Below are 23303 nucleotides of genomic sequence, written 5' to 3'. Positions count from 1 at the left end.
GCGACGTCAATGACCAGTCCGAGGTGGCCAGCGTGGCCGCGATCTCGGCCCAGGACCCCGCGATCGGCGAGCTGATCGCCGAGGCATTCGCCAAGGTCGGCAAGGACGGCGTGATCACCGTCGAAGAGGCTCAGACGATGGGCCTCGAGCTCGAGTTCACCGAGGGGATGCAGTTCGACAAGGGCTACATCTCGCCGTACATGATCACCGACGCCGAGCGGATGGAGGCCGTCCTGGACGACGCCTACATCCTGCTCCACCAGCTCAAGATCAGCTCCGTCAGCGACCTGCTGCCCTTGCTCGAGAAGGTCGTGCAGTCCGCCAAGCCGCTGCTCATCGTCGCCGAGGACGTCGAGGGTGAAGCGCTCTCGACCATCGTGGTCAACAAGATCCGCGGCACGTTCTCCGCGGTCGCTGTGAAGGCGCCCGGCTTCGGCGACCGGCGCAAGGCGACGCTCGCCGACCTGGCGATCCTGACCGGCGCGCAGGTCGTCTCGGAAGAGGTCGGCCTCAAGCTGGACGCGGTCGGCCTCGAGGTGCTCGGCCGGGCCCGGCGGGTCACGGTCACGAAGGACACAACGACGATCGTCGACGGGGCGGGCAAGGCGCAGGAGATCGAGGACCGGATCCGCCAGATCCGCCGAGAGATCGACGACACCGACTCCGACTGGGACCGCGAGAAGCTGCAGGAGCGGCTGGCGAAGCTCTCCGGTGGCGTCGGCGTCATTCGCGTCGGGGCGCACACCGAGGTCGAGCTGAAGGAGAAGAAGCACCGGCTCGAGGACGCGATCTCGGCGACCCGCGCGGCGATCGAGGAGGGCATCGTCGCCGGTGGCGGCACCGCACTCATCGCAGCCGAGGCGACCCTCGACGGCGACCTCGGGCTCACCGGTGAGGAGGCGATCGGGGTCAAGGTCGTTCGTAGCGCCCTCGCCGAGCCCCTGCGCTGGATTGCGCAGAACGCCGGCGTGGAGGGCTACGTCGCCGTCTCGAAGGTGCGCGAGATGCCGGCCGGCCACGGTCTCAACGCGGCGACCGGGGAGTACGGCGACCTGATCGCGGCCGGGGTCATCGACCCGGTCAAGGTCACCCGTTCCGCGGTCCGCAACGCGGCAAGCATCGCCGGCATGCTGCTCACGACCGAGACGCTGGTCGTCGGTAAGCCCGAGGAGCCGGCCGCTGCGGCCGGTGGCGGCGGGCACGGGCACTCGCACGGCCCCGGCGGCCACGTCCACTGATCCCGTTTCGCAGGCCGCTTCGGCGTACCGACACGCGTCCGGTCGTGGGCCCCGCCCGCGCTGGTCGCTAGCCTTCGGCGGGTGGAGGCCGAACCGGATCTCGCGTCGCTGCTCGCCGCCGGCGAACGCGCGACCTTCCATGGGCCGCCAGGCTCGGCCGTCACCGACCTCGAACGCGCGGTCGGTGTCGCCCAACGCGACGGCCGCCGCGCCGAAGTCGCCGCCGCGGCCTGGCTGCTCGGTGTCGCCCTTTCGGCCTCGGGGCGTTACGGCGCGGCCCTCACCGTGCTCATCCCGCTGATCGAGGCGGGTGAAGGCAGCGCGGCCGACGAGCAGGTCGCCGAGCTGCGGTTGTTCGGCTCCCTGGCCGCGGCGACCGCCGCGAGCGTGCACCGGGGCCTGGGCCGCCACGCCGCGGCTCGCGAACTCGACATCCGCGGGCTCGCGCTCACCGACGGCTCCGAGGAGGCTCGGTTCGACTGCCTGCTCGGACTCGCCGCCGATGCGGTCGGCGTCGGTGACCTCGATGAGGCCCGCACGCGGTTCGTCGAGGCCGAGTCGATCGTGGAGGGTCACGGCGGCGACTGGTGGCGGCAGCGCGTGCGGCTGGGCTGGGCCCGCGCAGAGATCGCCCTGCTGGCCGAGGCGCCGGCCGACGCCACCGCCGCTGCCGCCGAGGCGGTCGCGGGCGCCGAGGCCGCTCGCGCGCCGCGACACGTCGCCAAGGGCTTGCTCTTCCAGGGCGTTGCGGAGCTGCAGTCCGGCTCGGCCGACGCGCTCTCCACGCTGCGCCGCGCGGCCGGGCTCGCCGAGGGCCTGTCGGCGTTGCCCCTGGTCTGGCAGGCCAGCGCGCTGGTCGGCGCGCTGGTGTCGGACGACGACCCGGCGGCGGGCGCCCGGGCGCTCGCGACCGCTCGCTCCGCCGTACTCTCGATCGCCGGCGACCTGTCCGCCGACCTGCGCGACGAGTGGCTCGCCCGGCCGAACGTCAGCGCGTTGCTCGAGGGCTGATCGGCGGCGAATCGCCCGTTCTGCGGGAACTCCCCATTCGCGGTGAAGTCGATCGGGGTTCCTGCCGATGTACTCCGTTGTGACCAGCGTGCTGATCTGCGATGACCTGCGCGCGGTGCGTGAAGGGCTGCGCCGCGCCGTCGAGTCGTTGCCGGGCGTCGACCGGGTCGATGCCGTGGCGAGTGGCGAGGAAGTGCTCGCGCGCTGGCCCGAGGATCGTCACGATCTGGTGCTGATGGACGTCCAAATGCCCGGTTTGGGGGGTGTCGAGGCGACCCGCCGGCTGGTCCGCGACCACCCCGAGGCCAACGTCGTGATGCTGACGCTGGCTTCCGACCGCGAGGCGGCCGCCGCTGCGATCGCCGGCGGTGCTCGCGGGTTCCTGCACAAGGACGTCTCCCGCGAGGAGCTGTGCGCGACGCTCGCCAACGTGTTGACCGTGACGGCGCTGTCGCCGGATACGCCGGTCGCCCACCTGGCGCGCGAGTTCGACGCCGATGCGCCGGTGCTCACCGAACGCGAGCGGCAGGTCCTGAAGGGCATGGCGGGCGGCAAGAGCAACGCCGAGATCGGTCGGGAGCTCTACCTGTCCGAGGACACGATCAAGACGCACGCGCGGCGGTTGTTCCGCAAGCTCGAGGTCGGCGACCGCGCCCACGCGGTTGCGGCCGGCTTCCGGCACGGCCTGGTGAACTGACCGCTCAGTCGTCCTCGTCCGCGGTGAGTACGCCGTCGACGAACCCTCGTGCGTAGTCCCAGCTGACATAGTCCGCCGGGTCCGGGCTGTATGCCGGCTCGTGCACGTGCGGCGAGCCGAGGTCGAGCAGGCTGCGAAGGTTGGCCCGCAGCAGCTCCCACGCGAAGTAGTGCGGCTCGCGGCAGTCCTCGCAGTCCACGACCAGGCCACGGACGCCGCGCGGCTCGAGCACCGCCTGGAACGCATCGAGATCCTGCATGTCCTCGAGCAGGTCCTGGCGTTCCTGGTCGGTCAACGGCTCGTCCGGCTCCTCGTCGCCCAGGGCGGCGGCGGGATCGGAGGGATCGCCCTCGAACGGGTCCCGCGGCACGTCGTCTCGCACGGACCAACGCTAGTGCAGGGACCCGCACTAGACTGAACAGTCTCGTCCGCGCCTGGGGAAGAAACTGGTGGTCATGGACCCGACGCTGCCGGCCAAGTTCGCCCCGCTGGGGCTGACCTTCGACGACGTACTCCTGCTCCCTGCGGCATCCGACCTGTTGCCGAGCGAGGCGGACACCACCACGCGGCTGTCCCGGTCGCTCACGCTCAACACACCGTTGCTGTCCAGCCCGATGGACACGGTGACCGAGGCCCGGATGGCCATCGCGATGGCGCGCCAGGGTGGCGTCGGCGTCCTGCATCGCAACCTGTCGGTCGAGGACCAGGTCATCCAGGTCGACATCGTCAAGCGCTCCGAGGCCGGCATGGTGACCTCGCCGGTTACGTGCTCGCCGGACGACACCATCGCCGCAGCCAACGCGCTGATGGGGCGCTATCGCATCTCCGGCGTGCCCGTCACGGACCAGGACGGGGTGCTGCTCGGCATCGTCACCAACCGTGACATCCGCTTCGAGCGGGACACGTCCCGGCTGGTGCGCGACGTGATGACGCCGATGCCGCTGATGACCGCGCCGCTCGGCGTCGGCCACGACGACGCGCTCGCCCTGCTCCGCCGGCACAAGGTCGAGAAGCTGCCGATCGTCGACTCGGCCAACCGGCTGCGCGGGCTGATCACGGTCAAGGACTTCGCCAAGAGCGAGGAGTATCCCCGGGCGACCAAGGACGCAGCCGGCCGGCTCGTCGTCGGTGCCGCGGTCGGCGTGGGCGAGGACGGGTTCAAGCGCGCGATGGCGCTCGTTGAGGGCGGCGTGGACTTCCTCATCGTCGACACCGCCCACGGACACTCGCGCGCGGTGCTCGAGACCGTCGCGCGGCTCAAGGCGTCCGTCGCCGTCGACGTGATCGGCGGCAACGTGGCGACCGCAGCCGGTGCGCAAGCCCTGATCGACGCGGGTGTCGACGCGGTCAAGGCCGGCGTCGGCCCGGGCTCGATCTGTACGACGAGGGTGGTGGCCGGGGTCGGCGTACCGCAGATCACCGCGATCTACGACGTCGCGAGCGCCGCGCAACCGGCCGGCGTCCCGGTCATCGCGGACGGCGGGATGACCTACTCGGGCGACATCGCCAAGGCGATCGCCGCCGGCGCGGACACGGTCATGTTGGGCTCTCTGCTCGCGGGCTGCGAGGAGTCACCCGGCGAGCTGCTGTTCGTCAACGGCAAGCAGTTCAAGTCCTACCGGGGGATGGGCTCGCTCGGCGCGATGCAGTCCCGCGGCCAGGCGCGGTCGTTCTCCAAGGACCGCTACTTCCAGGATGACGTGCTCTCCGACGAGAAGCTCGTGCCGCAGGGCATCGAGGGCCAGGTGCCCTACCGCGGTCCGCTCGCGGCGGTCGCACATCAACTGGTCGGTGGCTTACAGGCCGGCATGGGCTTCGTCGGCGCGCGCACCATCGCCGAGCTCCAGCAGGCGCAACTGATGCGAATCACGGCGGCGGGTCTGAAGGAGAGCCACCCGCACGACATCACCTTGACGACCGAGGCGCCGAACTACACCGCCCGATGATGTCCGACAGCGTCGAGATCGGTCTCGGCCGGTCCGCCCGGCGGGGCTTCTCGCTGGCTGACGTCGCGATCGTTCCGTCGCGCCGCACGCGCGATGCCAACGTCGTGTCACTGACCTGGCAGATCGATGCGTACCGCTTCGACCTTCCGCTCGTGGCGCAGCCCTCGGACGCGACGATGTCGCCCGCGTCGGTCGGTGAGGTCGGCCGGGCCGGTGGGCTCGGCGTGCTCGACGCGGAAGGCTTGTGGACCCGGTACGACGACCCGACGCCGCTGTTCGTCGAGCTGGCCGGTCTCGACCCGCTGGCGGCCACGACCGAGCTCCAGCGGATCTACGCCGAGCCGGTGCAGGACGAGTTGATCGGACGCCGGATCAAGGAGATCCGCGACACCGGTGCCGTGACCGCGGTGCGGGTCTCGCCGCAGCACACGCTGCGCTATGCACCGGCGATCCTTTCGGCCGGCGTCGATCTGCTCGTCATCCAGGGCACGATCGTCTCCGCCGAACATGTGTCGGCGTCTGCCGCGCAGCCGCCGTTGAACCTCAAGACGTTCATCGCCGACCTCGACGTACCAGTCATCGTCGGTGGCTGCATCAACTACCAGACCGCGTTGCACCTGATGCGGACGGGCGCAGCGGGCGTGATTGTCGGGACGGCTGCGGACGACTGGTCGACGACCGGGTCGGTGTTGGGCATCGAAGTGCCGATGGCGACCGCGATCGTCGACGCGGCGAGCGCGCGCCGCGACTATCTCGACGAGACCGGCGGCCGCTACGTGCACGTGATCGCGGCCGGCGGCATGCAGACCAGCGGCGATATCGCGAAGGCGCTCGCCTGCGGCGCGGACGCCGTGATGCTCGGCGAGATGCTCGCGATGTCCTCGGACGTGCCGGCGCGCGGCGCCTGGTGGCACGCATCGGCCTCGCACCCGAACCTGCCGCGTGGGCGTTACTCGGGACCGAGCGAGGACTGGCCGGTGGGCTCGCTGGCGGACGTGTTGAACGGCGCCGCAACCAACCCGGACGGCGTACTGAACCTGTTCGGCGCGTTGCGTCGGGCGATCGCGAAGGCCGGCTACAGCGACCTCAAGGAGTTCCAGCGGGTCGAGCTCGTCGTCCGCCCCGACCGCTGATCTTCGCCTTCGACGCCACTCGCCACGGCGTGTCGCTACGACCCGCCGGGTGCGCGGTCACGAGCGCGAAGATCAGCGAAGGGCCGCCCGCAGGCGAGCGATCGTCGTGTCGGTGTCGGCCAGCATCTCCCGCCACGTCCAGCGCACCACCCGCAGCCCGAGTTGCTCGAGCCGCTCCTGCCTGAGCTTCTCGGCGCGGACGGTGGCGATGTCGTCGTACTTGGCCATCCCGTCGGCCTCGCCGATCAGGCCGTGGCGGCGCCAGAAGAAGTCCACCCGGTAGCTTGCCGGTCCGGTGTCGATCGCCACCTGAAGCTCTGGCGCGGGCAGCTTTCGCTCGTGCATGACAGCGCGGGAGGCCGACTCCAACGGCGACTCTGCCCGAGAATCGAGGAACCGGAGCGCGTTCCGTGCCTTCCCGACGTCTGCCCAGCTCGAGCACTCGCCGAGCGTCTCCTCCAGACCATCGGTGCGCAGCCCGGTGCGAAGCACACCATCGCCCAGGACAACCGCGGCGCGAAACGCCGATGTTCGGGCGACGTCGACGAAGGTCCTTGCCATCGATGTCATCCGGGTATCGGCTTCCGTGCGGACCACGTGGTGTGGGGGCAGCGGCGCGATCCTGACCCTCGCGTTCGGCCCTCCGCGCCATGCGCCCCGAGCCCGGGTCGCAACGACGTATTGCGGCAGGCCGAGGAGCGGCAGCCCGAACAGCACTGCTGCCGACTCGTGGCTCGCGACGCAGTCGTCGAAGCAGAGCAGCAGCGCGTGGAGTGCAAGCCGGTGCGCGGCTACCCGATCGTTCCTTGCGATTCGACGCACACAGGACCCGACCACCACGCCTCGGTTCACCCGCTCGAGTACGCCCTCGGCGAGCAGGCGCTGAAGCTCGCGACGACTCACGCCGGCAGCGCCGGGTGCCGCTCGCAGGCGCGTCGGTCCCAGGCAGCCGACGCAGCCCGGGCCGAGTCGGCCGTGATCGCCCGGAGGAGGAGCTGCATGCATCCGGACAGCGTGCGCGACCGGCGTACCCGAGCCCGGGCGTCATCCACAGCGCCTGCTGATCTTCGCCTTCGACGCCACTCGCTACGGCGTGTCGCTACGACCCACCGTGTGCGCGGTCACGAGCGCGAAGATCAGCTGGAGCCGGCGTCGACGGCGCGAGCTGAACACGGTCAGGCGGATTGCTCGGCGTACCGGTCGCGGCAGCCGGGGTTGCAGAACCAGTAGTCGACGCCCTCGACCTGCAGGTGCGGGGTGTCGGAGCGTACGACCACGGTCATGCCGCACATCGGGTCGATCGCCTGCTTGTTCAGCGCGGGCATCTCGGGTGTGTGTGCCGTGAGCCCGTCGACGCGGATGGCCTGGATCACCTGGGCGAGGATCGACAACGCGATCTCCGACGGGGTGTGCGCCCCGATGTCGATCCCGGCCGGCGTCTTGATCCGCGCACGTTCGTCGTCGGCCAGGCCCATCGCCTCGAGCAGGGCATCGCCACGGCGACGACTAGCGACGATGGCGATCAGCCCGACCTGGGCGTCGAGTGCGGCACGGACGGCCTTCTCCTCGTCGTGCCCGAGGCTGCAGATGACCGTGGCAACCGCGCCCTGCGGTGACTGGTCGGGATCGGTGCGCGCCACCATGAAGCCGAGCGGAACGGCCAGCTCCGCGACCGCCTCGGCGATCGGCGTCGTACCGACGATCGAAAGGACATCGGGCGGGAACTGAGGCTCCAAGAAGATCTCCAATGCGCCGCCGGACAGGCACGGGTTCACTGTGACGTACGCGCCTGGCGCCTCCGGGAACGACTCCTCGCCACCGGGCAGCACCCGCAACAGGATCGCCTCACCGCGCTCGAGCGAGTTCAGCGCCGCCGTGCGCACCGACTCCTCGGCACACTGGCCGCCTACGAAGCCTTCCATCGTGCCGTCGGCGAGGATGATCGCGTCGTCGCCCGGGCGCGCGGAGGTCGGGTTCTCGGCCCGGACAACGGTTGCGTGCACGAAGGGCACCCGGCGTTCAGCCAGCTCGGTCATGCGGACCGCCATGCGGTGTGCCACGGTGCGCTCCTGCTCACTCGGTGGCCGGGTCTGCCGGTTCCTGCCACAAATCGCACCCCACGCTCCAACCGCTGTCAACGACCGTTCGGAGCAGGCCATTCCCCTTGCGCTGCCGGCGGATCGCGACCCGGGGTACGGCGAAGATCACCGGGCTACCCTTTGGATGTTCGCCATCCTTCGGAGGAGCGGCAGATGCGTGAGTTGCTGGACGACCTGGACCGCTGGCGCAGCCAGGGCAAGCGGGTCGCGATCGCGCGGGTGGTCGACATCGAGGGATCAGGCCCGCGCGAGCCGGGTGCCGCGATGGCGGTCACCGAGGACGGCGTGATCGCCGGCTCGGTCTCCGGTGGATGCGTGGAGGGTGCGGTGGTCGAGGCTGCACTGGAGTCACTTTCGACCGGAGAGCGTCGGATGCACACCTTCGGCTACTCCGACGACGACGCGTTCGCGGTAGGCCTCACGTGCGGCGGCACGATTCACATCTTCGTCGAGCCGCTCGACTGGTAGTCCGTGTCGCTCTACGAAGACCTCGCCTCGGCGACGCGGTCGGAACGACCGGTTGCGCTCGCGACCGTGATCGAAGGACCGAACGCCGGCGCGAAGTTGCTGGTGTCACCCGACGTTCCACCGGAAGGCTCGCTCGGCGATCCCGACCTCGACCGGGTCGTTGCCCGCGATGCGAGCGGCGAGCTCGCCGCCGGCCTGAGCCGGGTACGCCGGTACGGTCCGCACGGCGAGGCTCGACAGGACGAGGTCGCGGTCTTCATCGAGTCCTTCGTCCCGCCACCCCAGATGGTGATCTTCGGCGCGGTCGACTTCACCGCTGCGTTGGTCCGGGTGGCGAAGATCCTCGGCTTCCGCGTGATTGTCTGCGATGCGCGGCCGGTGTTCGCGACGCGAGCGAGGTTCCCGACCGCCGACGAGATCGTGGTCGACTGGCCCAACCGTCTGCTCGAGCGGATCGGCCCCAACCTCACCCGGCGGGATGCGATCTGCGTGCTCACGCACGACATCAAGTTCGACGTACCCGCGATCGTTGCGGGACTCGAGACCGCGGCCGGCTATATCGGCGCGATGGGCAGCCGGCGTACCCATGCCGAGCGCCTGCTCCGGCTGAAGGAGGCCGGCGTCGACGACGCGAGCCTTCGGCGGCTGCACGCGCCGATCGGTCTGGACATCGGGGCCCGGACCCCTGAGGAGACCGCGGTGTCGGTGTGCGCGGAGATCATCGCGCTGCGCAACGGGATGAACGACGTCCGGCCGCTTGGCGCGACCGAAGGGCCGATCCACCGCCGCGGATAGAGGTGCTCAGAGCATCGTGAGAAGCAGGTAGCCCATCGTGATGTTCATTGCGATCTGACAGCACATGACGGTGTGCGGGGCAAGCAGGTCCGGGTCGTCGGGCTTCGTTTGTGACGAGAGCCGGTCGACCAGGACGATCGTCGAGATGACGAGGAAGGCGATCAGCGCCAGACCGATTGTCGGGAGTCGCACGCCGGAAGCCGCCGAGCTGGTCATCGACATCGAGGCGGACGTGTGAGTCGGGCTGGCCGAGGCAGGGGCCGGAGCCGCGAGCATGTAGACCATCGCGCCGGCGGTCGCGATATGACGAGCGTGGGCACCGGACCGCAAGGGCGCCGGTCGCATACCCATCCGGCCTTCGACGGCACGGACCCCGAACCACCCGGTCGCCACGACGAAGACGATGATCCACGGGGTCGTGGTGGTGAGCCGTGCGGTCAGCATCCCGGCCATCGCGACGCCCATTGCGGCGTGCACCGCGTCGGCTGCGTAGTCGGTTCGGCGGTGTCGCGCGCGCGCCACGAGGATCCGGCCGGCGCAGTACGCCGCGACCGCGATCATGACGGCGGCGAGGGGATCGCTGATCCAGCTCGGAATCATGTCGGACCTGCCGCGGTTCGCCGGGCGGCCGTGGTTCCCGGCCAGTACGCGAGCGCGATGAGCGCGAGCAACGGCCCGCTGTTGGGATCTGTGCTCTGACCGCCCGCCAACCCGCCCAGCGCCTCGGCGAACAGCCAGATCGCCGCGGCGGTGATGAGCGCGCAGGCGACCGCCAGCCGGAGCGCGGGCGGCGGGCCGACAACGGCGAGGGCGATCAGTGCGAGCAGTGCACCGACGAACACGCAGACCGTGGTGCTGTGATGCCCGCAGACGCTCGCCGCATCGTTGCCGATCGCAGCCAGCCAGGCCGGTCGGCCACCGGACATTCCGGAGATGGCGTTGCGCAGCCCGGCGGCGGACCGGCTCGTGGCGTCGACGGCGAACCCGGCGAGGGCGAGCCACAGGGCGAGCCAGAGCCCGGCGGCTCCGCGAGAGCCGAGGCGGTCGACGGCGACCGAGCGACGTACTTCCTCGGGTCCGGTGGGCCACACCAGTACGGCAAGTACGGCGTAGAGCAGGGCGGCGCCCGGGCCTCCGAGCAACGGCCCGGCTCCGCCGGTCAGGATCCCGCCGAGTCCTTCTCCCAGCCACCACACGCCGAGCGCCCACACGATCGATGCGGCCAGAGCCGGGCGCAGTAGGGGTCGCCAGGCGATACCGAGTGCCAGCAGGATCTGGGTTGCCGCGAAGGCCGCGTTGGTCGGAGCCGGATGGCGGGTGACGAAGTCGGCGACCCGCGTGATCGGAGCCGCGACGAATGATGGGTTTCCCGCCGCGGAGGGTGCGAGGACGTCACGGCCGAACGCCGGCGTGAACATGTACGGCTGGAACTGCAGGATGCCGTCGACCAGCCACAGCGCGGCCAGCGCGAGCTGCAGGGCACGGCGAGGATCTGCGACCCGGAGCGTCGCCGATGCGGAGCGCTGCCACGGCACCGCCGCCGTACTCATGGCGTCGATCTTTGCAGCCGGTAGCGAGGTTGGGGAAGGCCGAAGCGGCCGCGGCCCGGATTCGATCTTGGCTGGGTAGCCTGCGCTCATGGCGGACAAGGACTTCGACGTCGTCGTCATCGGCAGTGGCTTCGGTGGCAGCGTCGCCGCGCTGCGCGCCGCCGAGAAGGGCTACCGGGTCGGCGTGCTCGAGGCCGGACGGCGGTTCAGCAACGACACGCTGCCCAAGACGAGCTGGCACGTGAAGGACTTCTTCTGGGCGCCGGCCTTCGGCTGGATGGGGATCCAGAAGATCACGCCGCTGACCGACGTCGTCTGCCTGTCCGGCGCCGGTGTCGGTGGCGGATCGCTGGTGTACGCCAACACGCTCTACACGCCGCTGGACGACTTCTTCGCCGATCGGCAGTGGGCCCACATCACCGACTGGAAGGCGGAGCTCGCCCCGTACTACGACCAGGCCGCGCGGATGCTGGGTGTGGTCGACAACCCGACCGACACTCCGGCCGATGTCGAGATGCGCGCGGTGGCCGAGGAGATGGGGGTCGGCGACACGTTCCGGCGTACCCCGGTCGGCGTCTTCTTCGGTGAGCCGGGCAAGACCGTGGAGGACCCGTTCTTCGGCGGTGCGGGGCCGCAGCGCACGGGGTGCATCGAGTGCGGCAACTGCATGATCGGCTGCCGGTTCAACGCGAAGAACCGGCTCGATCTCAACTACCTCTACTTGGCCGAGGGTCTCGGCGCGCGGATCGTGCCCGAGACCACGGCGTACGCCGTGCGGCCGCTGCCGGCCGGTGGCTACGCCGTGGACGCCCGTCACACGGTGCGCAAGCGGGAACGCCAGACCTTCACCGCCGACCAGGTGGTGTTCGCGGCCGGTGCGCTCGGGACCCAGCTGCTGTTGCACCGCATGCGCGACCAGGGGGTGCTGCCGAAGCTGTCGGCACGGCTCGGCGAACTGACCCGCACGAACTCCGAGTCCATCCTCGGCGCGCGCAGCCGCGATCCGGATGCCGACTACTCGACCGGTGTCGCCATTACGTCGTCGTTCCACCCGGACTCGCGGACGCATGTCGAGCCGGTGCGCTACGGCAAGGGCTCGAACGCCATGGGCCTGCTGCAGTCGGTGCTCACCGACGGGGGCGATGACGCGCCGCGCTGGCGCAAGGCGCTGCGGGAGATCGCCCGCAGCCCGCGCGACTTCGCCAAGCTGATGTGGCTGCGGCACTGGTCCGAGCAGACGATCATCGTGCTCGTCATGCAGTCGCTGGACAACTCACTGACGGTGTCGCGACGGCGCGGGCGTTGGGGTGACCGGCTCGTGTCGACCCACGGCGAGGGCGAGCCGAACCCGCGCTGGATCCCGGCCGGCAACGAGGTCGCTCGGCGGTTGGCGGAGCGGATCAACGGGATCCCGGGTGGCGCGGCCGGCGACCTCGCGAACATCCCGATGACCGCGCACATCATCGGTGGCGCCCCGATCGGCACCGGCATCGACGACGGGGTCGTGGATCCCTGGCAGCGGCTGTTCGGGTACGACGGGCTGTCCGTCATGGACGGCGCCGCAGTGACGGCGAACCTCGGCGTGAACCCGTCGCTCACGATCACCGCGCAGGCGGAGCGGGCGATGGCGTTCTGGCCGAACAAGGGCGAGGCCGATCCGCGACCGGCGCTGGGATCGGCGTACGCCGCGGTGGCGCCGGTGACGCCGGCGCATCCCGCCGTACCGCAGGACGCGCCCGCGGCTCTCCGCCTCCCGCACAGCGTCGGCTGACCCCGCACGTTTCAGCACACAACGCTCGGCGTAAATCGGGCAGCCGGCGCACGCGGTCAACTGTCGGGCGCGTTTCGGGGCGGTTGTGTGCTGAAACGAACGCGCTAGGCCGCGAGCAGGGCCGCGATGTGGTCGGCGATGTACGCCGGGTCGTCGAGCACACGTCCCGCCAGGTGACCACGACCACCCGCCAGCCGGCTCGAGTGAGGGCGTTCCAACGGCGGCGATCACGCTCGAAGGCGCCGCGGTCGCCGTGGAACTCGAAGCCGTCACATTCAAGGGCGATCCGTGCGGCCTCCCAGGCAAAATCGACCCGGCCGATCCACTGGCCGTCGGCGCCGAAGACGTTGTATTGCGGCGTAGGCAGCGGCAGCCCGGCGAGGACGACGCCAACGCGGGCGAGCGACTCCAGGATCGACTCGGCGAGTGGACAGATGAGGTCGGCGACCCGGATCGCAGCCGGCCGGCCGGGTCCGACCGCCAGCGCCCAGGCCGCGCGCTTGAAGTCGTCAGGCGTCAGCAAACCCAGCCGGCACATGCTGTCGCCGATCGCTACGGCTTCGGCTAGCGGAAGCGAGCGGGCGACGTCGAGCACCGTCCGCAATGGCGTGGTGACAAACGCCCCTCGGACCACCAGCACGTCTGCCGCAGGCAGCGAAGCCCGATGCAGGCGCACGCCGGGAGCGCAGTCGGCGCGGCGCCCGCGATCTCGAGGGGCGGTGACATGAAGGCTGGTCGGAGGCGTGCACACGCTCGCGCCGAGCCACGTGGCGGCCGACGCGTGGCTGACTGCGGCACGCATCGACCGGCTGATCCCTCTCGGGTCGGGGAGCGGATCACCGCTTCCAGCTCGGTAGACCCCGTGACCGATCCGCGTGATCGTGCCGGATCGAACCAGCTCGGTGAGCGTGCGACTGCTCACTCCCTGGCACAGCGCATCTCGACGCGTGAAAACCTCGCTCGCGAACATCGAGCCACGGTGGCGTTCGTTTGCGCGATCGGCGCGGCGACGACGAAGGGTGTGGACGGCGCGGTGCGAAGCCGTGGCGGTGGATCACCGTCGGTCATGAACGTTTCAGCACACAACGCTCGGCGTAAATCGGGCAGCCGGCGCACGAGGGCAGTTGTCGGGCGCGTTTCGGGGCGGTTGTGTGCTGAAACGTGCAGGAGAGGACGCCTAGCGGCGGGGGCCGGCCAGTCGGTCGAGCAGCGCGGAGCGGCGGCGCCAGGCGTTGAGCCGCGCCCTCGGGCCGCTGGGCAACCGGTGCGCCAGCCGGGCCATGCGGTGCTGCAGGAGCGCCCGGATCGTCACGTCGTCGAGGTCGACCGCGGTACGCCGGGCCCGCGGCACCGGCGGTCGCAGCGGCCGGTCGGCGTACCCGGCTCGTGGCCGCTTGATCGTGACAGCTCTCGCGTCGTAGCGGGCTCGGAGCGCGGTGCCGGTGACGAGCAGCCCGTCGCCGAACTCGCCGAGCGGAAGCGTGCGGTCGACGTCGTAGCCGAGGAACGACGCCAGCGTCGATGTCGGCGCCAGGACCTGCCGCCGCTCGTCACCCCGCAGGTGCGCCTCCCACTCGGTGACCGCAGCCGCATCGATCGCGCGGCCCGCGTCGGTGAAGCCCTCCGCGACGTTCGACGCCTGGATCTCGTGGTGGTCGAGAACCGCCTCGGACCAGTCCTCACCGAGCCACTCGAGAAGAGCGCGCGCCGCCGGCTCCGGCGTCGACACCAGATCCTCGTAGCGCAGCAACACGCATTGGTCGCCGAGCGCCATCGCCTCGTGCACCAGCCGTGCAGTCGAGCGCAGCCAGCCGCGGGTTGCGTGCGAGTAGGTACGCCGGAACCGCCGCCGCTGCGACGAGACGACCGCACCCGGGTGCCGCACGATCCCGACCACCTGGCAGTCGGGAAACATCCGTCGGGCCAGCTGCAGGTGCCAGACGTGGAACGGTGTCTTCTCTCCCCACCGCGGCTTGCCGCGCGACTGCGCGTACGCCGACAACAGGCCGCCGTAGAAGCCGGCGAGGGCGGCGTCGCGCGCCTCGTCAGTAAGGCCGAGGCTCGCACTCCAGCTACCCCCGAGCGACCAGTACGGCACCCACCGGTGCATCGCGGCGAGGCGCAGGAACCCGGTCTCGCCGGGAATCGCGATCCGCTCGTGGCTGTCGAGCATGAGGCGCAGCAGAGTGCTCCCGGTGCCGTTGGCGCCGACGACGATGATCGGCCCGCTCGCCATCTCGTCCTCCGGCTGTTCGCTCGACGTGTTCCCGGCGCGGTCGCCGAAGGCCACATTAGGCTGAGTCGATGAGCGCCGCCGAAGGCTTCGACTCTGTTCTCGTGGTCGACTTCGGGGCGCAGTACGCGCAGCTGATCGCCCGCCGGGTCCGCGAGTGCCGGGTCTTCAGCGAGATCGTCCCCTCGTCCATGCCGGTCGCGGACCTGCTCGCCCGCCGTCCGAAGGCGATCATCCTGTCCGGTGGCCCGTCCTCGGTGTACGCCGAGGGCGCACCGCAGGTCGACGCCGCAATCTTCCAGGCCGGTGTGCCCACCTTCGGGATCTGCTACGGCTTCCAGGCCATGGCGCTCGCGCTCGGCGGCGAGGTCCGGCGTACCGGCCTGTCCGAGTTCGGCGCCACGGAGCTGACCGTCTCCGGCGACGGGGGCACGGTCCTCGGCGGCTTGCCGGCCGCCCAGCAGGTCTGGATGTCGCATGGTGATGCGGTGTTCGCCGCGCCGCCGGGGTTCACGACCATCGCGTCGTCAGCGGGTTCCCCGGTCGCGGGCTTCGAGGATCTCGCCCGTGGCCTCGCCGGTGTGCAGTTCCACCCGGAGGTCCTGCACACCGCGCACGGCCAGCAGGTGCTCGAACGCTTCCTGTACGACGTCGCCGGCTGCCGGCCGACTTGGACGATGGTCAACATCGTCGAGGAGCAGATCGAGCGGATCCGCGCGCAGGTCGGCGACAAGCGCGCGATCTGCGGGCTGTCCGGCGGCGTCGACTCGGCGGTTGCAGCAGCGCTCGTGCAGCGGGCCATCGGCGAGCGACTCACCTGTGTGTTCGTCGACCATGGCCTGCTTCGGAAGGGCGAGCCGGAACAGGTGGAGCGCGACTTCGTCGCATCGACCGGCGTACGCCTGAAGGTCGTCGACGCCGCTGATCGCTTCCTCGACGCACTCGACGGTGTGAGCGATCCCGAGCAGAAGCGCAAGATCATCGGCCGCGAGTTCATCCGGGTCTTCGAGCAGGCTGCACGCGAAGTCGTTGCGGAGTCCGAGGCGGCGGGGGAGACCGTGGACTTCCTCGTGCAGGGCACGCTCTATCCCGATGTCGTCGAGTCCGGCGGTGGCACGGGCACTGCCAACATCAAGAGCCATCACAACGTCGGCGGGCTGCCGGACGACCTCCAGTTCGACCTCGTCGAGCCGTTGCGCACGCTGTTCAAGGACGAGGTACGCCGGGTCGGTGAGGAGCTCGGCCTGCCGCCGGAAATCGTTTGGCGCCAGCCGTTTCCCGGTCCCGGGCTCGGGATCCGGATCGTCGGCGCGGTCAGCCGCGACCGGCTCGAGGTGCTGCGCGAGGCCGATGCGATCGCGCGCGAGGAACTCTCCGCGGCCGGTCTCGACCGCGAGATCTGGCAGTGCCCGGTCGTGCTCCTCGCCGACGTGCGCTCGGTCGGCGTACAGGGTGACGAACGCACCTACGGACATCCGGCCGTGTTGCGACCCGTTTCGAGCGAGGACGCGATGACCGCGGACTGGACCCGGCTGCCGTACGACGTCCTCGCACGGATCTCCACCCGCATCACCAACGAGGTCCGCGAGATCAACCGCGTCGTGTTGGACGTGACCAGCAAACCCCCAGGCACCATCGAGTGGGAGTAACGGCTCGGTGACACCCGGGGTGGGCGACGGACGTGGGTGTGACGGCAGTGTCGCTGATATAACGCCGAACCATCCCTGCAGAATCAATGATGCATGTCGCCACGCGGGCGTTAATTCTGGTCGCCGTAGTCGGTTTGTGCATAGCATGTTTGAACGGCACTGAGCTGATATCGGCGGCGACAGGCGGGCGCCGCCCGCCTACATTCGTGCGAGAACCTTGCGAACGGGTCGGTCGTCCAGTCTCCTCTTGGGGCCTGTCATGCCGCGCGGGCACGCGTCCGGTATGGGTTTGCGATGGGCCCAGCCGCCGAACCTAAGATTCGTAGCTTCTCGTTGGGAATCATGACCCATTGCGAGGCGCTCGCGCCGAATTGAGTGCGGTCCGCCAACCGGATGCGGCGGATCTACTTGCCAGCGTCCGGTCGTAGTTTCGCCGCGACCGAGTTGGAGTTCGTCCTTTCGAAGTTTACGGCGCTTCCGCGCCGCTTCCCCACAGCGATGCGACCTGGGCCGCAGTGAGCGCGGTCGGGTACGTCGATACCTCGTCGAGTGAGCCCTGGAAGTGGTAGCTGTTCGGCGAGGTCGGGCCGCCCGGCGAGGCGCCAAAGCCGAAGACATGGGCGAAACTACCGATGTTGTTGTATCCGCCGAGCAGGTAGCCCTCGAATGGGTTGGTCGCGGTGGCCGCCGAGCTCGCCACCAGTGCCCCGTCGACGTACAGCGACATCGTCGAGCCGTCGTAGGTCGCGACCACCTGGTGCCAGTGGCCGTCGTTGTAGGTGTGTGGCGACCGGATAGTGGTGTTGGTGAACCCAGGGAACCCGCCGAAGGTCACCGGAGGCGTATCCATCGCAAACACGATCTGGCCGTCGTTATCCATCCAGACGGTGTCGTCGTTTGTGCCGCCGTTGCCGGTCGGCGTCGACGAGGTACCGAGGATCGCGCCGCCCGTCAACGTCGTCGAGTTGAACCAGGCCGACTCAGTGAAGTCGGTGCTCGCCGGCTGCGGCTGGTCCGATACCACGTACCCAGTAATGCCATCGAGGCCGATCGCTGCATCCCCGGAGAGTGCGCCGGGAACGCCGGTGGTAACGCCGCCCTCGAAGTCTCCCACCTCACCGTTGCCCGATGAGTCCGTCGCCTGTGTCCCAGTGTCGTCGAGGTGCCAGTTGAGCGATGGCGCGAGCGAGCTGACCTCGGACTGGTAAGTCGGCACTGTGGCCAGCGCGGTGACGGCGGTCGACTTTGGTGAGGCCGCGGTGGTGGTCGTGCCGTCTGATGCCTTGTATGTATATGTGTACGACGTACCGCTTTTGAGGCCGGAGTCGAGAAATCTCACCGTCGGCTGGGCCCACGGCCACGACTCGGCAGTGGCCGTGCCGACAACCGTGCTACCGCGGTAGAGGGTGTAGGTCAGGACGCCGTTGTCGGAGTCGGTCACCGCGGGAACGGAGATGGCGAGCTGGTCTGGGCCGGAGGGGTAGACGAGGGGAGCCACGGCCGGCTTGGTCGGCGGTGCGGACGTACCCGGAGCGAATCTCGCTAGTCCCTCCTGTGCCTTGTTGTTCACCGACGTGAAGTCTCCGCCCACGAAGAGCTGGGTGCCGTCGGTGGCCATTGCGAGCGGGCCGAGGTTGGTTCCGTTCGAGCCGTTGGTATTTGGGCTCCAGTGCTCGAAGGTTCCGTCGGCAGGGTTCTGGGCGATCAGCCGGTAGACGACGAAGAACGACCGCGCCAGCGCGCCTGTGAACCCGCCGCCCGCACCGCCCTCGTTGTACGAGCAGTCGTGCATGTGCGAGCCCTTGTAGAGCACTCCGTCAACCATCATCAGGGCTTGGGTCGCGCCCTCGCACGGGCTGTTCCAGACCAGCGAGCCGTCCGACACGTTGGCTGCGAAGTCGCCGTCATAGCAGCCGGGTTGTGCGCCTTCACCGGCGACGTATGCGACTGTGCCGTTGATGTACACATCGGTGCCGTCGGAGTTGCAGGTCGGGGTGTTCGGAAGAATCGTGTTCGACAGCCAGGTCTCGGGCGCCCCGGTTGTCGGGTCTAGCGAGCCGATAGCGTGCTCAGACTGCCCGGCAAGGGTGTTGAAATCCCCGGCGACAAGCAGCCGGCTGCCGTCCGCGGGCAGCGCCATCGACGCCACCTCGCCGTCTGCCGTCGCGGTGAACCCGCTGAGTAATACTCCGGTGGTTGCGTCCACCGCAGCCAGGTCCTTATGCGCGATGTTGTTGATCTTGCCGAAGGTGCCCCCGAGGTAGACGGTAGAGCCGTATACCGCAATTGAGTGGCCAATGCCGTTGGCGGAAGGCACCCACGTCGGGTCGAGCGCGCCGGTCGCGAGGTCAAACGCCGCGAACCGGTTGCGGGTTTGCCCGTTGACCGTGGTGAACGATCCGCCGACGTAGAGCTTGGAGCCGTCCGGGGAGATGGCCACGCTGTAGACCGTGCCGTTGAGGGTCGGGTCGAAAGACGTCGGCGTTCCGGTCGCGGTCGAGAACGCGGCGAGGTCGGTACGCGTGGTCTGGCTGGTGCCGTTTGCTGCACCCGGCGGCCGCACAGCGGAGAACGTCCCACCGGCATAGAGGACCCCGTTGGAGACCGCGAGTGAGTCTACGGTGCCGTTCGTCTGGTACATCGATGACGCCGTTCCGCTCAGCGACTGGTTCGGTGCCGCGGCGGCAGCCCGAACGACGAAGGGCGCTGTGATTCCTGAGGTCAGAGTGACCGCTGCGGCGAGAACGACCAGCCACCGTCTCCAAGGAGTGCGCATGAAGAGCCCTTCCCCTTTAAAACCTGGACGCAGATCGATGAAGACTACGCACAAACGGCGCCGCTCTTGATCACAATCTAAAAACTCGGCCGTCCGGGTGACTCCCCACCTCGATAGAGAAGGTCAGCTTCCTCGTCGTCACGTCGGCGTGCTCGAGTCGGGCGCGGATCTCGTGACCGAGCGGGAGGTCGGTGCCGGCGATCTTCGTCTTGACCGGCGGGTTGATGACCTGAATCTCGCCGTGATCGTCCTCGGCCTCGACGACGACTGCATCGAACACCTCGCCGACGCGGTCCTGCAGGAGGACGGTCTCCGCGAGGTCGATCACCGCGTGGTCGACGGCGTGCGCGCGCTGGTCGGCCACTGCCATCAGGTGGGGCAACGCCGGCAGGCCCTGCCGCGCCCACTCCGGCACCGGCCGCTTTGCTGAGATCGCGAGGCAGAGCTCGGAGACGAACCGGTCACCGAGCCGGCGAAGCGGCGCGGTGGCGTGGGCGTACGGCGCCGCCACCGCAGCGTGCCGGATCTGGCCGGGCAAGGTGCCGTCGAACGCGACGTATCCAGCTCCTCGGAACAGCGACGCGGCCAGGCGAAGCATCGCCGCCTCGTTCGGACGGGCGGGGTCGAGGCTGCGGATGATCTCTGCGTACGCCGTGCCCGGCGGCCGCGCGACACCGAGCGCGACCGCGCTTCGATGCAGTGCCTCGACCCTCCGGTGCCACGGCGCCGGCATCGTGCGCAGCAGACCGACCTTCGCGTGCACCATGAGGCGCGCCGCCGCCATCCCGACCAGCAAGGACAGCTGGGCGTTCCAGCCCTCGGCCGGAGCCGTCTCGCGGTACTCCAGCGACCAGCCGTCACCGTCGCGGACGACCAGTTGCTCAGGGACGTTCAAGGACACGCCGCCGCGCTCGCGTTCCCGCTCCAGCCGCAGTTCGCCGACCCGGCGTAGCCCCTCGACCAGCGACGGGTCGGCGTCTCCGAACGTGTCGTAGTTCAGCTGCGCTCGGCTGCGCACGACCGCCCGCCTTACGTCGATCTCGGTCGGCTCGCCGGTCGCGTCGAGATCGAGCCGCCAGAGCACGGCCGGACGCTCGCCGTCGGGGAGCAGGCTGGCCGCGCCTTCCGAAAGCGACAGCGGGTAGACCGGTGCCCGGCCGTCGGGCAGGTACAGCGTTTCGCCACGGTCACGCGCGGTTGCTGCGAGCGGGCCGTCCGGCGGCACGAACGCGGCGACGTTGGCGATCGCGTAGTGGAACCGGTAGCCGGCGCCGAGCGGCGCGATCGCGAACGCCTGGTCGAGGTCCTGCGAACCGGCCGGGTCGAGCGTCACCAGCGGGAGGTCGGTTGCGTCCAGGCGATCGGCATGAGACCACGCGTCACGGGCGGCGTCGGCCGCGGCGAGCACCTCGGGCGCGAAGCCGTCCGGGACCTTGAGCTCGGCGCGCAGGGCGCGTAACGGAGCGGCGAGATCGGCGCCGCGGATGAACGTCGGACGTGGTGGCATCGAGCTGCTCGACCTCCGCGTCCGCTGTTTCGGCACACAACGCTCGCCGCGATTCGGGCAATCGCGTCGCCGAGGGCGCGAACTGCCCGCGCGCACCCAGCGTTGTGTGCTGAAACGTACAGGGTCTCGATCGTGGCGCGTTGCGGATCCGCCGGCATGGGCTGGGGAACGCGAATGTCACGATGGAGCCCCGATCCGTCAGCCAGGAGCGTGCCTCGTGTCCGTCTACGACATTCCGGTGACCACGATCGACGGCCGGTCGACCACACTGGCCGAGCACACCGGCGAGGTGCTGCTCGCGGTCAACGTCGCGTCGCGCTGCGGGTTCACCCCGCAGTACACCGCGCTGGAGAAGCTGCACGAGGAGTACGCCGATCGCGGTTTCTCCGTCCTCGGTTTTCCGTGCAATCAGTTCCTGTTCCAGGAACCCGGCTCCGACGAGAACATCGCGGCGTTCTGCAGTGCGACGTACGGCGTCACGTTCCCGATGTTCTCCAAGCTGAAGGTGAAGGGCCGCGGGCAGCACCCGCTGTTCACCGAGCTCACGAAGGCCGCCGACCCGAACGGCAACGCCGGCGCGGTCAAGTGGAACTTCGAGAAGTTCCTCATCGACCGCCATGGTGAACCGATCGAGCGGTTCCGGTCGAAGGTCACCCCCGACGACCCGATGGTGACGAACGCGATCGAAGCCGCGCTCGAGCAGCAGGCCTGAGCTCAGAGATCGCTGCGGGAGAACACCCATACCGTCAGCCCGGAGCACACGCACAGGTACCCGACCGTGAACAGCCAGAGCCGCACGCCGCCGGAGTGCGCACCGCCGAGCGGCCCGAGCTGGACCAGCTGGCCGATGGCGCCCGACGGCGACACTCGCGCGAGCGCGTCGCGGTAGAGCGCTTCGAAAGGCAACAGGTACGACACGGTGTTCGCGATCACCGCGAGCGTGTGCGCCGAGAACGCCCGCGCGAGCTCTCCGAGCAGGCCGGCGATCAGGCCGGCGCCGTAGGCCATCAGCACGCTGATCCCGGTTGCGACGGTCGAGAGCAGGGACGAGACCAGCAGGGTGAGCATCGTCACGACCAGTACGGCGACCACGAGCGGCGGGATGACTGCCCACGCGTGGGGCGGAAGGCTGCTGAACAACAGCCTGGTCACGACCGTCGCGACCACCGAGACCACCAGGACGAAGCCGCCGGACACTGCCATCGCGGCGACGGCGCGGCCGGCGAGGTAGGTCGGGCGGCCGACCGGGCGGACCACGAGTGGCTGGACCAGGCCACGATCCGCGTCGCCCTTCACCGCACTGGCCGCGAGGAAGACCGCGAGCACGCTGCCGAGGAACAGCGTCGCGAAGGACGCGAGCCCGAGCAGCGTGGCCGGCACCAACGGCTCGAGCTGGCCGCCCTTCTGGAACTGCGGCAGGTGCTCGAGATGGTGTCGCAACGTGATGCAGCCGACCAGGTAGAGCGCGCCGCATCCAACGGTCAGCACCGCGACGACGGCGAGCACCCGCCGGCGTACCGCCTCCTGCAGGGCCAGCCGCGCGATGACCCAGACATCGCGCCTCATCGCTGGCTCTCCCGGTCGCCGACCAGGTCGAGGTAGAGCTGCTCAAGGCTCGACTGGTGAGGGATCACGGCGTAGACCTTGCGTCCCTCGGCAACCAGGCGCGCCACCAGATCGGGGATCTGTTCGTGCGCGACGTTCGGTTGCTCGACCCGGCCACGGTCGGTCTCGACGGTGACACCGTGCTGCCCGGTCAGCTCGGCGATGGTGCCCGCAGCGACGACCTTTCCCGCATCGATCAGGACGACGCGGTCGGCAAGCAGCTCGACCTCTCCGAGCAGGTGCGTGTTGAGCAGTACCGCCGTGCCTCGGTCTCGGGCCCGCGCGAGCACTTCGCGAACGGTGTGCCGACCGGCCGGGTCGAGTGCCGACGTCGGTTCGTCGAGCAGGAGTACGGCGGGGTCGCCGACCATCGCCTGGGCCAGCCCCAGCCGTTGCTGCATGCCCTTGCTCATCGCCTCGACCCGGGTGTCCGCGGTATGGGTCAACCCGACCTCGGAGAGCAGCCGGGAGCGCTCGGCTGACCAGCCGTCGGCCGGTGCGTGTCCGGCCAGCTGCTGGTGCGTGGTGAGCACCTCCCGCGCGTTCGCCCAGCCAGGGAAGCGAAACAGCTCGGCGAGGTAGCCGATCTTCGAGCGAGCGGCGCTGGATCCCGCCGGTGCGCCGCTGATCGTCGCGACACCGCCGTCCGCGCGGACGAGTCCGCACAGCACCTTGGTCAGTGTCGACTTCCCGGCGCCGTTCGGGCCGAGCAGCCCAACCACCTCGCCGGCTGCGACGTCGATGTCGACGCCGCGCAGCGCGACTGCGCGTTTGTAGGACTTGGTGAGGCCGGCCGCGTGCACGACCGGCGTACCCGAGTCGACC

Annotated in this window: 21 protein-coding genes; 11 read left to right on the top strand and 10 right to left on the bottom strand. The window is 69.7% G+C overall.

Annotated elements, in window-relative coordinates:
* The 3 genes from groEL to VME70_09445 form a co-directional block, all read left to right on the top strand.
* Nucleotides 1-1238 (top strand): chaperonin GroEL (groEL, locus tag VME70_09455; GenBank protein HTW20422.1); only part of this gene is annotated, 1238 nt, incomplete at its 5' end.
* A gap of 81 nt (nucleotides 1239-1319) precedes the next feature.
* Nucleotides 1320-2249, top strand: a complete 930-nt coding sequence (locus VME70_09450) for a hypothetical protein (GenBank protein HTW20421.1) — start codon at nucleotides 1320-1322, stop codon at nucleotides 2247-2249.
* A 79-nt stretch (nucleotides 2250-2328) separates the two neighbouring features.
* Nucleotides 2329-2946: a response regulator transcription factor gene (locus VME70_09445; protein ID HTW20420.1), complete on the top strand. Its 618-nt coding sequence runs from the start codon at nucleotides 2329-2331 to the stop codon at nucleotides 2944-2946.
* A 4-nt stretch (nucleotides 2947-2950) separates the two neighbouring features.
* Here VME70_09445 and VME70_09440 read toward each other — a convergent pair whose 3' ends face one another.
* Complete coding sequence (locus VME70_09440) at nucleotides 2951-3328, bottom strand: DUF5319 domain-containing protein (GenBank protein HTW20419.1); 378 nt, start codon at nucleotides 3326-3328, stop codon at nucleotides 2951-2953.
* Nucleotides 3329-3401: 73 nt separating this feature from the next.
* Here VME70_09440 and guaB point away from each other — a divergent pair, with 73 nt between their 5' ends.
* Both guaB and VME70_09430 read left to right on the top strand, forming a co-directional pair.
* Entirely contained in the window at nucleotides 3402-4892 is a 1491-nt protein-coding gene (gene guaB, locus VME70_09435) for an IMP dehydrogenase (GenBank protein ID HTW20418.1), read from the top strand.
* The gene (locus VME70_09430) at nucleotides 4892-6025 is read left to right on the top strand and encodes a GuaB3 family IMP dehydrogenase-related protein (GenBank protein HTW20417.1); all 1134 of its coding nucleotides are present in this window, start codon (nucleotides 4892-4894) and stop codon (nucleotides 6023-6025) included. Before guaB ends, VME70_09430 begins: the two co-directional genes overlap by 1 nt.
* Nucleotides 6026-6097: 72 nt before the next feature.
* Here VME70_09430 and VME70_09425 read toward each other — a convergent pair whose 3' ends face one another.
* Entirely contained in the window at nucleotides 6098-6928 is an 831-nt protein-coding gene (locus tag VME70_09425) for a DUF559 domain-containing protein (protein HTW20416.1), read from the bottom strand.
* 272 nt (nucleotides 6929-7200) lie between these two features.
* On the bottom strand, nucleotides 7201-8073 hold the full coding sequence (locus VME70_09420; GenBank protein ID HTW20415.1) for an XdhC family protein: 873 nt from the start codon (nucleotides 8071-8073) through the stop codon (nucleotides 7201-7203).
* Between the two features lie 204 nt (nucleotides 8074-8277).
* On the opposite strand from VME70_09420, the gene VME70_09415 reads away from it, so the two are divergent.
* Both VME70_09415 and VME70_09410 read left to right on the top strand, forming a co-directional pair.
* The gene (locus VME70_09415) at nucleotides 8278-8592 is read left to right on the top strand and encodes an XdhC family protein (protein ID HTW20414.1); all 315 of its coding nucleotides are present in this window, start codon (nucleotides 8278-8280) and stop codon (nucleotides 8590-8592) included.
* A 3-nt stretch (nucleotides 8593-8595) separates the two neighbouring features.
* Nucleotides 8596-9387 (top strand): XdhC/CoxI family protein, encoded by a 792-nt coding sequence (locus VME70_09410; GenBank protein ID HTW20413.1) that lies wholly within the window; start codon nucleotides 8596-8598, stop codon nucleotides 9385-9387.
* 6 nt (nucleotides 9388-9393) lie between these two features.
* On the opposite strand, the gene VME70_09405 is transcribed toward VME70_09410, so the two are convergent.
* Both VME70_09405 and VME70_09400 read right to left on the bottom strand, forming a co-directional pair.
* Entirely contained in the window at nucleotides 9394-9987 is a 594-nt protein-coding gene (locus tag VME70_09405) for a DUF5134 domain-containing protein (protein HTW20412.1), read from the bottom strand.
* Nucleotides 9984-10937 (bottom strand): hypothetical protein, encoded by a 954-nt coding sequence (locus tag VME70_09400; GenBank protein HTW20411.1) that lies wholly within the window; start codon nucleotides 10935-10937, stop codon nucleotides 9984-9986. Before VME70_09400 ends, VME70_09405 begins: the two co-directional genes overlap by 4 nt.
* Before the next feature lie 88 nt (nucleotides 10938-11025).
* Between VME70_09400 and VME70_09395 the strand changes: the two genes are divergently transcribed.
* Complete coding sequence (locus VME70_09395; protein ID HTW20410.1) at nucleotides 11026-12708, top strand: GMC family oxidoreductase; 1683 nt, start codon at nucleotides 11026-11028, stop codon at nucleotides 12706-12708.
* 253 nt (nucleotides 12709-12961) lie between these two features.
* Nucleotides 12962-13276: a hypothetical protein gene (locus tag VME70_09390; protein HTW20409.1), complete on the top strand. Its 315-nt coding sequence runs from the start codon at nucleotides 12962-12964 to the stop codon at nucleotides 13274-13276.
* Nucleotides 13277-13885: 609 nt separating this feature from the next.
* On the opposite strand, the gene VME70_09385 is transcribed toward VME70_09390, so the two are convergent.
* Nucleotides 13886-14998 (bottom strand): sulfotransferase, encoded by a 1113-nt coding sequence (locus VME70_09385; GenBank protein ID HTW20408.1) that lies wholly within the window; start codon nucleotides 14996-14998, stop codon nucleotides 13886-13888.
* A 14-nt stretch (nucleotides 14999-15012) separates the two neighbouring features.
* On the opposite strand from VME70_09385, the gene guaA reads away from it, so the two are divergent.
* Nucleotides 15013-16590 carry a glutamine-hydrolyzing GMP synthase gene (gene guaA, locus VME70_09380; protein HTW20407.1) on the top strand — a complete coding sequence of 526 codons (1578 nt, stop codon included), beginning with the start codon at nucleotides 15013-15015 and terminating at the stop codon, nucleotides 16588-16590.
* Nucleotides 16591-17056: 466 nt separating this feature from the next.
* On the opposite strand, the gene VME70_09375 is transcribed toward guaA, so the two are convergent.
* Nucleotides 17057-19366, bottom strand: a complete 2310-nt coding sequence (locus VME70_09375) for a LamG domain-containing protein (GenBank protein ID HTW20406.1) — start codon at nucleotides 19364-19366, stop codon at nucleotides 17057-17059.
* A gap of 70 nt (nucleotides 19367-19436) precedes the next feature.
* Nucleotides 19437-20873, bottom strand: coding sequence for an RNB domain-containing ribonuclease (locus VME70_09370; GenBank protein ID HTW20405.1), 1437 nt, complete (start codon nucleotides 20871-20873; stop codon nucleotides 19437-19439).
* Nucleotides 20874-21090: 217 nt separating this feature from the next.
* On the opposite strand from VME70_09370, the gene VME70_09365 reads away from it, so the two are divergent.
* Nucleotides 21091-21585: a glutathione peroxidase gene (locus tag VME70_09365; protein ID HTW20404.1), complete on the top strand. Its 495-nt coding sequence runs from the start codon at nucleotides 21091-21093 to the stop codon at nucleotides 21583-21585.
* 2 nt (nucleotides 21586-21587) lie between these two features.
* Here VME70_09365 and VME70_09360 read toward each other — a convergent pair whose 3' ends face one another.
* Together VME70_09360 and VME70_09355 are read right to left on the bottom strand one after the other, a co-directional pair.
* Nucleotides 21588-22439: an ABC transporter permease subunit gene (locus VME70_09360; protein HTW20403.1), complete on the bottom strand. Its 852-nt coding sequence runs from the start codon at nucleotides 22437-22439 to the stop codon at nucleotides 21588-21590.
* The coding region (locus tag VME70_09355) for an ABC transporter ATP-binding protein (protein ID HTW20402.1) at nucleotides 22436-23303 on the bottom strand (868 nt) is incomplete at its 5' end. The genes VME70_09360 and VME70_09355, both read right to left, overlap by 4 nt.

The organism is Mycobacteriales bacterium (assembly GCA_035504215.1).
GTDB lineage: Bacteria > Actinomycetota > Actinomycetes > JAFAQI01 > JAFAQI01 > DATAUK01.
Note: the sequence above shows the minus strand (reverse complement) of the source record. Positions and strands in the feature narration are given on the sequence as shown.

What these genes read in the sequence shown, in the direction of transcription:
- guaB (HTW20418.1), top strand. Translation starts at nt 3,402, where the DNA reads ATGGACCCGACGCTGCCGGCCAAGTTCGCCCCGCTGGGGCTGACCTTC.
- VME70_09430 (HTW20417.1), top strand. Translation starts at nt 4,892, where the DNA reads ATGTCCGACAGCGTCGAGATCGGTCTCGGCCGGTCCGCCCGGCGGGGC.
- VME70_09405 (HTW20412.1), bottom strand. Translation starts at nt 9,987, where the DNA reads ATGATTCCGAGCTGGATCAGCGATCCCCTCGCCGCCGTCATGATCGCG.
- VME70_09395 (HTW20410.1), top strand. Translation starts at nt 11,026, where the DNA reads ATGGCGGACAAGGACTTCGACGTCGTCGTCATCGGCAGTGGCTTCGGT.
- VME70_09360 (HTW20403.1), bottom strand. Translation starts at nt 22,439, where the DNA reads ATGAGGCGCGATGTCTGGGTCATCGCGCGGCTGGCCCTGCAGGAGGCG.
- VME70_09400 (HTW20411.1), bottom strand. Translation starts at nt 10,937, where the DNA reads ATGAGTACGGCGGCGGTGCCGTGGCAGCGCTCCGCATCGGCGACGCTC.
- VME70_09420 (HTW20415.1), bottom strand. Translation starts at nt 8,073, where the DNA reads ATGGCGGTCCGCATGACCGAGCTGGCTGAACGCCGGGTGCCCTTCGTG.
- VME70_09370 (HTW20405.1), bottom strand. Translation starts at nt 20,873, where the DNA reads ATGCCACCACGTCCGACGTTCATCCGCGGCGCCGATCTCGCCGCTCCG.
- VME70_09375 (HTW20406.1), bottom strand. Translation starts at nt 19,366, where the DNA reads ATGCGCACTCCTTGGAGACGGTGGCTGGTCGTTCTCGCCGCAGCGGTC.
- guaA (HTW20407.1), top strand. Translation starts at nt 15,013, where the DNA reads ATGAGCGCCGCCGAAGGCTTCGACTCTGTTCTCGTGGTCGACTTCGGG.
- VME70_09415 (HTW20414.1), top strand. Translation starts at nt 8,278, where the DNA reads ATGCGTGAGTTGCTGGACGACCTGGACCGCTGGCGCAGCCAGGGCAAG.